The sequence below is a fragment of the Paenibacillus sp. 10L310 genome (assembly GCF_056395745.1).
Window position 1 is genome coordinate 34,762 of record NZ_JBFTKC010000014.1, and the last position, 12,154, is coordinate 46,915.

At 49.3% G+C, this 12,154-nt stretch carries 4 protein-coding genes; 1 reads left to right on the forward strand and 3 read right to left on the reverse strand.

The window, feature by feature from the left end; all coding sequences use genetic code 11:
- Nucleotides 1–10: 10 nt before the first annotated feature.
- Together gnpA and AC1DE7_RS23800 are read right to left on the reverse strand one after the other, a co-directional pair.
- Nucleotides 11–2,191, reverse strand: a complete 2,181-nt coding sequence (gnpA, locus tag AC1DE7_RS23795; protein WP_477535315.1) for a 1,3-beta-galactosyl-N-acetylhexosamine phosphorylase — start codon at nt 2,189–2,191, stop codon at nt 11–13.
- 13 nt (nt 2,192–2,204) lie between these two features.
- A complete protein-coding gene (locus AC1DE7_RS23800) occupies nt 2,205–3,224 on the reverse strand; it encodes a glycoside hydrolase family 88/105 protein (protein WP_036606011.1) in 1,020 nt (339 codons plus the stop codon).
- A 171-nt stretch (nt 3,225–3,395) separates the two neighbouring features.
- Here AC1DE7_RS23800 and AC1DE7_RS23805 point away from each other — a divergent pair, with 171 nt between their 5' ends.
- Entirely contained in the window at nt 3,396–4,343 is a 948-nt protein-coding gene (locus AC1DE7_RS23805; RefSeq protein WP_101314773.1) for an AraC family transcriptional regulator, read from the forward strand.
- Between the two features lie 107 nt (nt 4,344–4,450).
- Here the strand turns inward: AC1DE7_RS23805 and AC1DE7_RS23810 are convergent, their stop codons facing one another.
- The gene (locus AC1DE7_RS23810; RefSeq protein ID WP_477535316.1) at nt 4,451–12,142 is read right to left on the reverse strand and encodes an S-layer homology domain-containing protein; all 7,692 of its coding nucleotides are present in this window, start codon (nt 12,140–12,142) and stop codon (nt 4,451–4,453) included.
- Nucleotides 12,143–12,154: the final 12 nt, after the last annotated feature.

Genomic DNA, 12,154 nt, shown 5'->3' on the forward strand with positions numbered 1-12,154 from the left:
AGTCATTATTCTATGGGGATACCGATTTTGTTAAACCAATTTTGGTGATCACCGTATCATACGGCTCCAATTCCACGGTCTGTTTTCCATGCTCTGTATTGATCGTCGTGGACTGAACCTGATTGCTATTATTGATCACAACCAATATGTTGCTCTCAGGGTAGTACGCGCACTCGGTATACAAGTTATCCGTGATGTACTTTGTTTCATGGAATTCATTGCCCGCATATCGAATCAAATTCAGAAGTAGTCTTGTATTTTCCCAGCTGAATTCGAAGGAAGGCAGGTAGATCCCTTTTCCTTTTCCAAAAGCATGTGTGGACAGTGTGATCTGACCATCCGTTTCACTCACTACAGCTGCTGATCCATCAGTAAGATAAATGTTATCTTTCGGAAGTATGCTGGCCCCCTCAGGCACCAAACCATACTCATCATTAATCTCATACGACCATTTTCCATGAACAACCCTTGCACCTGTATCCTCATCCACCCCAAGCACATGAGCCATTCTGAAAAAGCTGTCGTACCCGTCCATTGCCGAAGGCTGGTTAATGCCAATAAAGGTACCACCCTCATACACCCATTGGGTCAATAAGTCCACAGACTTGTGGTCACTCCAATGCGCTCCACCGCTCCATGCTGAACCTGCAGAGCCGGCATTGATGACGACATCTACATCCTTCAATGCCCCCTGTCGAATATCATCAAAATCAATAAACTGCACGTCAACAGGCAACCCGGCTAATGCCTCATTCACATGGATCAGATCATGCATATGTGTTTCATGAAAATGACCGGACAAGGTCCACGATCTTAACTTGCCCCAGCTATGCAGCACAGCTACCTTTGTCTTGATCTGATAAGGCTTTCCAGCCTGATGTAGCTCTTTCATTTCCCTGAATTCATGGGCAATCTTCTCGATATAATCCACAAAGTCCGGGTAAGGCTCAACCAGATGCAAATATCCACCCAGTCCAATCCTGTCAATCGACTCACGCAGCAGCGCACGCCGGATATTAATCCAGTATTTCTTCGCATCCAGGGTAGGGTCTCCGCCCTCCTTGAAGGTAGGAAGCCCGCCTAAGCCAACTGGGAACAAGTAGGGATGCAAGCGAATCTCATGGGTATCAGCCTTAACGCCGGAGCACATTCTTGCCTCGTAACCGGAGAACACACATTTGATCATGCCGTCGAATCCAAACTCCTCAAAGCGGTCATTGTACGGCTCCATGCCTACCCAGCTGTCATCATAGAAGACATACGCCAGCTTGTCATGATTGTGTACAATATCAATTAACTTTTTACCGAATTCAATGACAAAATCATTGATAAATGCCATCCAGTCCAGTTTGCGCTGATCCGCAGGCATATGAGTGACCTGATATTTACCGCCATTTACAAAGTCCTCGGCGGAGAGTGAATATCCATATTTTTGAGCAAACAGATCCAGCGCTCTCGAACTTACCGTGAAATCGTATGAACCCCAATCCGAGAACAGATGGCGATTCCGCTCATCACTGCCCCAGATCCAGGCGAAGTTATAAAATAGGGACGTAAAACGTACAACGGTTGTTTCCGGGTGTTCTTGGCACCACTTTTCCATCCAATCCAGCAAATAGGTTTGGGTGTCTGTATAGATCGGGTCAATCTGCATCAGATGCTCTTTGTCCCAATTATTCGTCGTGTGATTGTACATGGAAATCTCTTCCCATATCCGATAAACCATGAAACTCACCGTGTATTTATGCCAAGGAGCAACGCCGGTAATGACAACATTGCCAGATTCCCTTTCATAATTCCACTGTCCTCTAGGAACTTCTTCCCCAGTCGTTCGGTCGTACACCTGCCAATACTTAAACGCTTCTTTCGAATCATTCACCCTGAATTGTTCAGCGAAGAAGTCCTCCATCAGATAGATGGATACATAATCTTGCACAGCAACCTTCGGATTCGTAATGAGAAAACATTGCTGCAACTTATCCAGATTACGGGATGCCCACTCATTATGATCCCGAATAATGCAAATGGTTGAATAGATGCCGTATCCGGCATTGATAATCTCATCGGACAACTTTGTACCGTCACTGTCACGGATCACATCGGCACCCCAGCGGTCGGCAAGTTCAAGCGTCAGTGCTTCATAACCGGATTCTCCCGGTAGTGTAAAGGAGCCTTTGGTTAATTTGGACAATTGGGTTCCCTCCCTATCTCAACATATCGGACAGAAAAGCCAGTGCCAGGCCCTGACCCCAGCCCTGAATCCAGTCTTTTGGAATATTGCGATAGCCAGCCCGATCCTTCATCACCGCGGTACCTCCAGATACACCAAGCACGCGTCCATCTTCGCTAATGTTGTTCAGGATACCTTCAAGTGCCTTTTGCACGTATTTGGTATGCAGTGGATTACCGTTATTGATCATCGCTGCTGCAATACCTGCGGAAGCCGATACCTCTTCATACGATTCTTCGTCATCCAGAACCGTACGCCACAAGCCGTTCTCGGTCTGTACCAGCTTGAGAGCCGCCAATTGATCACGAAGGGCACACTCTACATCCATACATTGCGGATACAAGTACCAGTCGTTGAGCTGAGGTTTCACCTGAGACATCGTATAGGCTCCCCAAGCATTCGCTCTGCCCCAGTAAAATCCGGACATGTGGTCCTTATTAATATTGTTATAACCGTGATACCACAGACTGCTGGTCGGATCTTGCAGGTATTTGATATGCCAGTAATACTGATTCAGCGCATCCTGAATCATGGCTTCATCTTTTAATTTGCTACCTACGCGGAGCAGGAAAAATGCCGCCATAAACAAGGTATCCGCCCAAGCCTGTTCGGGGAAATCATTGGAAACCGATACCGTATGCTGAAGCACATTGTCTCCAAAGCGAAGTGCATGATTCTGGAGATAATCGACTTTACTGAGGACAATGTCCCAATATTTCTGATCCCCGGTTTCTTCATATAAAGTGATGAGCACATGGCCCATGGCACATGTATTTACCGTCCAACTTGGCAACCCCAGCTCGATATATTCGTCTGCCCATTTCACCAGCCTGTCCAGAATCTCTTGGTTGCCTGTCGTTTGATAGGCTCTGGATACACCATAATAAGCCACTCCACCGGGCCAATCCCATGTCAGATCCATATCCAGTGTTTTCTTGGTAACGTTCTCGATTACATGTAGAATTTGATCCCTGTCATATTTCACTTGAAGCATTGTTATTCCCCTCTCCCTGCGCACACGCTCCCAAGTGCGCCCTGAGAGGTGTCCGTCCATTGTTGTAAACGCTTTACTTATTCCATTGTACGCAGTAAAATAGTCTCAATCTAAGCATATTCATAACAAAACTGCGCAATTTCAATCATTTATACATAGGAGTCCTCGAAAATGCCCAAACCGAAGAAACCTGTCATTGAATATCGTCACTACAGCCTGCCCATTGATTTCCCTGTCCTGTTACTCAGTGGGGACCGCTGGAGAATATCCGATATCAAGAGTGAGCATCTTCATTTCCATAACCACATGGAGATTGGCATCTGTTATTCAGATGGAGGCATCATGGAGATTAAGGGAGAATCTGTGCCTTTTCGAGCAGGCGACATCTCGTTCATTCCCCGATATCTTCCACATACCACATACAGTTCACCTAATAACGCCAGCCTGTGGGCTTATATCTTTTTTTCACCGGAAGAACTCTTCCGTCATTCGCTCAAAACAGCACAAACTCACATTGAACCGAATCTATGGGCGATTCAGGGAACCAATTGCATTCTGAATAAGGAACAGCATCCCAAAATTCATATGCTCGCAACTTCAATCGTTGAAGAAATGAAGCAGCAGTCCCCCTACTATCGGGAGAGCGCGTACGGCTTGTTGATGTCTCTATATATCGAACTGCTTCGAATTCATGCGAGCAGCGAACGCTTGTCATCTCAGGATCACGAACGGGAAAGAGACCTCCAAGGTGACTTGGTCATCTCACCCGTGCTGGAGTTTATCACCAAAAACTATATGATGCCTGTGACCATAGATTACCTCGCTGATCTGTGTCATCTGAGTACAACGCATTTTCGCCGCAAGTTCCATGAAATTATGGGAACCACGCCGCTTGATTTTCTGAACAGTACCCGGATTGAAGAGGCATGCAAACGATTAAAAAGCACCGAGGCCTCCATTCTGTCCATCTCTGAGCAGGTCGGCTTCCGATCCATCTCCAGCTTTAACCGTTGCTTCGCCAAACTGATGGGCGAATCGCCTAAAGCCTGGCGCAAAGGCGCTCATACAGAAGCACAGTCTGCAAAAGCCTCAATATTGGAATTCACGGGGTGGGTATGAATTCACGTTTGTATATTGAGATAACCCTGCTCATAAAAAAGATACAAAAAATCCCGAAAGTCATGATGACTCTCGGGATTTTCCAGTTCAAATCAACAACTTCATGTTTACAGCAAATCCAGTTCCACAAGTAATCTGCGGACAAGAGTTGCCATCTCGGCACGAGTTACCGGAGCTTTTGGCTCAAGTGTCGTTGCCGATTTGCCTTGAATCAGACCCAGCTTCACCGCTTGTGCGGCACTGTCTTTGGCCCAATCAGACAACGTTGATGCATCAGTATAGCTGTCAAGACTACTAGCTGTACTACTCGCAGCTGGTGCAGTATGTCCTGCCATCTCGTATGCACGGATCAGCATGACCATCACTTGCTCACGTGTCATGGCATCCTGCGGACCGAAACGATTACCACTGTAGCCCGTCATGAGGCCATAGGCAGTTGCCGTTTGCACCACATCGTTGTACCAATCTGCTGCCTTAACGTCTGCGAATGGTGAACTTACGCCTGTGTCTGGTTTCAGGCCAAAGGCCCTCACCATCAGTGCAGCAAGCTCTGCCCGAGTCATACTACGCGAAGGCTCATAACGAGCAGACGACACGCCATTCACAACCAGACGTGATGCCAGATCATGAACTGCTTCGCTTGCCCAGTGGCCCTTCATGTCGCTAAACGCAGTGTCATATCGAATCGGCAAGTATACGCTGTTGGTCAGACTGCTTGCGATGGCAACCATCCGGCCTTCCCGCACTTCGAAGCGAGTAGGCACATGCCGCAAGCTGCCGTCAGACTCAAGAACGACCACGGTCGATACGGAGCGCTCGTCCTCTCCTTCCGGCAGGTACAGTTCTTTGGTTGTCATTTTCAAAAGTTTACCAATCTCGATTGACTTGGTACCGTCACTTGCCGTCATGTTGAAGGCAACCGGGGTTCCTCTTGGAATCGTACGTCCCTCACTGGCAAGCTTCGCAGCAAGCCGTTCGTATGCCTGATCCGGTTTACCTACATTTAAGCTTACTTTGATATCCTCGGCCTTTTGCGTCGGGAAAGCTGCTTCAAGTGCGTTCAGATCGATGGCATTCCAATCCAAACGGTAGCTGCCCCAATCGCTTTCCAGATCCATCGAAATGTCTTTGGCAGCGAGTTGTTTAATCAGATCCGCATCCAGTTCGAAGCGTAGTTGCTCCAGTTGGCCTGCAACGTGCAAACGAATTCGCTGACCTTGCTTGACTGCATCAAGCAGCGCTTCTCGCACAGGATGAGCAACCACAGTTGGGCCACTTACGCCTGGCGTAACATCGACCAGCAACAATCCATCCTTCTGCACTGCATCCAGTTCCAGAGGTACCTTCATGTCTTTACCTCCAACGGCACTATCGATGGCTACGCCACCCACCGTCAACGGACCAACAGGCACATTGGATGCCGGTGGTTTACTGCCACCCGAGCTTGGCGCGCTTGGCTCCACGCTTGAAGAGATCCGCTCATTCACCTTCACCGCAGCAGAGGATGCTGTCGTGAGTTTTGGCTCACTCGTTGTTCGTTTGGCGATAACAACCCACTCGCCTGGTTTTGCTTTGATGACTTTATCGGAAGGCAGCGTGTTCCATCCACTGATATCCTGTTCAAATGTTGGCAGCATCACTTGCAATTGTTCCGTGAAAATCCGGTATGCCAGTTCACTGCCAACCATGTTGCCTTTGTGTCCGGCAGCACTGATCGAGACACGTGTCTCTCCCTTTTTGCCCGTTCCGATTGTGGATGCTTTAATCGTATCCATGTAATCCGGTGGTGCAGCTCCCGTCTTCGGTGCAACAACGGATACAATATCCGTTGTGCTGAGTTCCGTACCTTGCCATGTATAATCGGCCTGGATTAGAGCAGCTCCAACACGTTTTCCGTCGAGAAGGCCATCATCTTGAACGGCTGCGTTCGCTTCACCCATAACCACACTGTAGGTGATGCTGTCGTTGTCTGCGAGTTCACGAGTTCCATCCGTATACTCCACATAAGTCTGAACCGTAGCTTGTTCTCCACCAGCAACAAGTTCTTCCGGCATAACCAGTTTCAGTCTGCGCGGCAGCTTGAAGTCGTCGTTCAGCACCTCAACAACGGCAGAGTTCACATTGCCTGCCGCGTCCTCGGTTTTAATTCGGAGACGGGTCTTCATGCGGTTTGCATCAATCGGCACCTCATATTTAAAGACTCCGTTCTCGTCCGGTTTGAACTGTGCCAATTCTTGATCACTATCGGCATCCGTTACCGTCACTTGGGCGTCGGTCATCGTTGTACCCTGTACGAGCGCAACGCCTCCCTGTGCCCGTTCACCTTGTGAAGGCGAATCCAGATAGATCATCGGAGCCGTCGTATCAATCGTCACATACAGCATTGTAACTGACGTATCCCCCGTGTTAGTATTACGAGCTTTGAGCTGGACTGCGTATACACCATCTACCTCAAAGTTGAACTTCAGCTTGTCTGTTGTTACAAGGTTAGTAGTGCCAATCGAACCATCGTCCGTCGAAGCCTCTACAACCACGTTTGGCTGATTCGAAGCCACGTTCACGGTTACCTGATTCGAACTTGTAATAACCTCGTATTTATTGTTGACCACTTGTTTGTTATCGAGCGAAAGCACTGGCCCTGTAGGGGCAGGAAGCAGCTTCGACCCGCTATACGTCGTTGTGGATAAACGAAGATTCGCTTGCTCATCGGAAGCCGGTTGGCGTGCGACCGTAACGCCGATGCGATACGATTTGCCCGGCTCCAGTCCGGAATGGCGTACCTCTTTATCCTCCATGGCAATGGTGCCGTCTGCATTGCGCTGCACTTTGCCGTCCGCACCCAGCTTAGGCGTTCCTAGTGCATTCCATCCACCTACGGTGACATGATACTTGCCATCCTTGAGCGTGGTTTTCAATTCGGATTCACTGTATCCTTCTTCGCCGAACGGATCATACAGATGTCCTTGCTCATCCGATGCGGTCAGGATGTAAGTGAACTCCTCCGCTTCTTCTTCGGCTGTTTTGGTGATTGCTGGAAAAGCGACCTCAAACTGCCCGTTACCGATGCTTCTCGTTTCCACTACCGGCACGGCGTTGGGAGCAAACGGATCTACGAGCGTGTACCCTTCTTGTGAAGACAAGACAGAGAATGCCATATCCGTTTTCAGTTCCGTACGCAGATAATATGTCCCTTGTTGCAGCAAACCACGAAGGTCTACTCCGCCGAGGTACGCAATCTGTTTCACGTCAAAGGTCATCTCGCCTGATGCACGACCGTCAGCACCAATATCGGCACTTTCGATCTCGATGCCTTTGGCAATCATGATCCCTGGATCAATGGATTCGTCCGGTGTAGGTGTGGCCTGCAAACGGTCCGAAGACAGATACAGATCAACCGTATCTCCAGGCGAAGCGTTATCCACGGTCCAGGTTGCTGTGAATTGGTCCGCATCCTGTGTATCTATCGCAAGTTCCGTCGAAGACAGTTCCGGAAGTACCGGAATGTTCATCAGCTTGGACTTGACCGATTGACTGGACGTCAGCGTCCAACTTCCCGTTTTTGCGTCTTCCTGTGGAATAGCGACATAGATCCGACGAATATCGGTGCCCTGAAGCTCTTCTTTTTTGGTCACTGTTGTACCATCGCTCTTCAGATCACCCTCTTTAGGTGCTTTGATAATCTGTTCAAACGCCGTTGCGTTCCGATCCGTTGCTTCTCCGTACACGATATCATACGTGCTTCCGTCGTCACGTTTCAGCGTCAGAGTAGGTCTGGTTGTTGTGAAATACTCCAATTCAAGGAGCGCATCCCCTGTCACTCCACTCATCGGGATCACATGTGTTTTCCCTCCATTGGACGTGCGAATGCCGCCAATGCCGAGATTTTGCGAACTATCCTCGATCATATCGATACCGTCCCCAACGGCGGTATATCTAATCTCGTAACGCTCAGGCTCCTCATTTTCCCATGATGTCGCAAGCGTCTCTATACCTGTTCCGATCTGTAACAGGCGCGGTCCCTGCTCCGGATCATTAATTGCCAGATGTGCGAGCGCCTCGTTATCCAAAGCCGATCCATCGGTCATGAATGAGATGCCGCCGCCCCAGTAATATTTGATGCCCAGGGTGAGGAATAACAAGGAGATTCCTGCCCACAGTTCATCGTTATTAACGCCTGCACGGGTTCCAAATCCCAAACCGCCGACAACCGGCACTGAACTTGGAATTTGTATTTTGGAGCTGACCATGCCTTCAAAATCGACTCGGCCCTTCTCCAGGTTCTCGCCGATAAACAGGCTGGCACTGCCCACAATGATATCCCAACCACCAACATCAATCTGTGCCCGCGCACGAATAAACATTGGACTGGCCCATTGGGTTTGAACCAGTGCTTCGGTCAGCATCGGAATGACTTTGCTGCCTTCACCGAAGCCGAGTTTGCCCACCACTTTGAATCCGGTAGCTTTGAGTGTCAGGTCTACACTTCCTGAGAAAACAGCTGGCTTCTGTCCCAGCTCCATATCGATGCCTGCCTCCAGCGTCAGTGGCAAGCGCTCGGTACCACCCGCAATCGTCATCGCAAGTTCACGGATTGCGCCGCGAATACTTGAGATTTTGGTAGCTGGATTGATCATGATGCCCGGATCAGGAAGGTCCGATCCAAAAGCAATGACGTCTGGAATAATCCGTCCGTCGGGAACGCGTTTAAAGGCAAGTTCCGCACTAATGGAGAACAAGTTTTCCAGTTTCGCCTCAAAGTTAACGCCGTACGAATTCATGACGCCGTACTTGTTCGGGTCTTTATAGTGCGTAACATTGATACCACCTTTTACGCTATCCTCAGAGTCCGGTTTGAACAAACCAATTCTATTATCCAGTTCAAACGCCAGTGAGGAATCAATACCTACAAAGCCCGATTGGTTGAACATAACGTTGCTTACTTCCCCGTTTACAATAAACATCTTCATTGCACCACCGAAGGACACCCCATCCTGCCGCAGTACAAAGTCATTGAGTTTCAACCCAAAGCCATTCAGCGAGAAGGTAGGTGTTGAAAACAATGTGTGTTTATTAAAGTACACATAGGAGACAAGCAGATTGCGATATGGATTGAGCGCATCGCCCAGCATACCGTTAGCCCAAGTCAGGGTTCCGTTCAGGGTAGGGTCTTCCGGATTGCGTCCTTCCTCCCATGCCTGCTCTTCATCCGTCAGCTTTGATTCCGTTCCGAGTGACTTATCGAATCCGTTGTAGAAATCAACGGTCCATTCGCCGGAATGGAATACGAACCCGCTGTTCGCCACACTTAGGGTACCGTCGCCACCCACAAAGAGGGTTTGCAAGAACGGCGTGTCCGTATTGGCTCTCAAATCTTTGGCGAGCGGGAAGTTCCCTGTTGAAATGGTGAGGTCTTTCCCGCTGTAAGCTACACTCTTGTTGAGAATCGCAGGTTCTGTATCCGATTGAACCGTGTACTGGGCGTTTGCCCCCGTACCGGACTGCACGATCTTACCGCGCACTTCCAGAACAACCTCCTGCTCGGTATCATCATCAAGTCCTTTTTTGAACGTTTCGAATGCCGCTTCATTTTCGAACGTCTGGACCGCATATACCGGCGAAGCCGATGCATCGATGGCTCCAGCTACATCCAGAGCAGGGTCCAGTTTGCGTGATGCTGCTACCATTTCCTGCTTGGCAGCAGTTAGTCTCGCCCGATCCTGATCCAACTTCGTTTTAAACTGCGCGTCCGTCAGGTTACCGTACGTCCATGGCAGCACACTGGCAAACGTCGCTTTCTCACCAGCACCTGCATTTAGGTCCAGTTTGGTTTTATATACAGCGAGAATGCCGGCTTTGCGAACCCGGTTCTCTTCGTTCTCAGTTATGGCAAAGGTCTGGTCTGTCTTGAAGCTCAGCGCTTCAGCCATCTCGGGAATTGACTTGTCCCGATAGTCCACTTGCACGGCATATTCACCAAGTGGCAAGATCGCGTCGTTCAGCACTTCGAGCGTTGTGCCATCCGCATTCACCTTTTCCCCGCCACGATATACCAGCTTCAAATCTCCCGCGAACCCGTTTCCAAGCGGCTGGGATGTTACAGATCGGGTCACCGGCACTTTGTAACGATCCCCGTTCTTCAAGTTCACCAGATACATGTCAAAGTTGGCAACGGTTGACGTTGCTTCATTGCCAACATTGTAGGCAGCGATATTGGACACGTTCAGCGTGATGTACTTCTCGTCCTTGCTGTACGCTTCCTCCGGTGACATGGCGTAGACCAATGTCTCTCTTAATTCACCGACCGGTGGCAGGAAAATAAAACCTGCTCTTGACGATTCATAGATTGCACGAATTTCCGATTCCGGAAGTCCCTCACTCTCTTGAGCAGCTGTCTCCAGCTTTTTCTCTGTCTCCGGGCTGCTCACCGTCACCATATACTGGCGCGTTGAAGGCCAGGCTTTGCCTGTACCCTTCACTCGCCATTTGGCTGCGACGACCTCGCCCGGTTTATACGGAATGAATTCAATGCCCTGTGCAGCTTGTTCCGGCGGAACATCCTTGCGGAAGGTAAGCTTCTGGCTTGTTGCATTGAGTTCCTTCCCATTCTCATCCACAAAGCTCAGACCTTTCTCCAGTGTCAGAGTCACATCAATCTGGCTATGGTTTGTGTTGAACATCTCCAGGTTCTCGATCTCCGTGTTCACTTCGAACACGCCGTCGTTAACGTAACCTGTCTCTTCCTCATTGGTCTCCAATTTCTGCGTTGGATCCAGGAAACGAACATCAAATACCTTCTCTGGGGATACAATCTCTCCCAAACCGTACACCAGTTCATACGAGTGCTGGGCGCCAGCTTGAACCGTATCAGGCTCCCAATAGAAAGCCACGGCCGTATCGGCTGTACCGTAATCATTTGTATCCTGCGTAAAATCAAGATTCTCGTCCGGTTCATATTCCCATTTCGTTCCGGCAAGATTGGCCCAATGGCCTACCACCATTTCATCAACGATGTTAATACCGCCCTCGAACAAGTTGTTAAATCCATAAGCAATGACATTTGTCGCCAGCGGATTGCTTAGATCAAGCTTGTCCCGCATCACCCAGTAAGGTGGCAGTTTATGCAGATTGTATGCCTGCTCGTCCACGTTTTTGTCGTAACCGAGTTTCTCTGGCTCGTGAACCAGTTTGCGCTCCACCGTAAGTGGAACGGAATAATTCTGCCCGATCTGGAAGGCCGGGCCGTCATTGCCACCGACCGACGTGTCCAGTAATACACGTGACCCGATCTCTACCTTGGCATTTGTCGTATTCTCCACCACATATTGAACACGGGCATTTCCGCCCTGATCCTTGTCTTCCTTCAACAGCAAAGTGATGACTTGGCTAATGCGAATACCTTGAACGGTCCATACGGTCAAGAGACTTTGAGTACCGTCATTACCCGTTACGACCTTCGGAGGTGTAACCTCCGAGGTCCAGTTCGGTGCCATTTTGTACGGATTACCAAAGATCAGATCCGTTCCGTTAATACGGAACGTTGTGAACGACGTCTCCGGGTTATCTCCACCAAAGATCATATCCACACCGTTATCCTTTTTGCGGATTGGCTGGCCATCTTCTGTACGAATACTAAAGCGCCCACTTGCATTGTCCACTGTTACCTTGATAAACCCGTTCTTAATGGATGTCGTTCCCGCTGAGGAAACGGCTGCTACCGCGATGTGAATTGGCAAGACGCTGATCAGCATGACCATGGCCATCAACGTTGCGATTATCCGAATGATTTTGTTCCGTCGCATGGGTGAACCCCT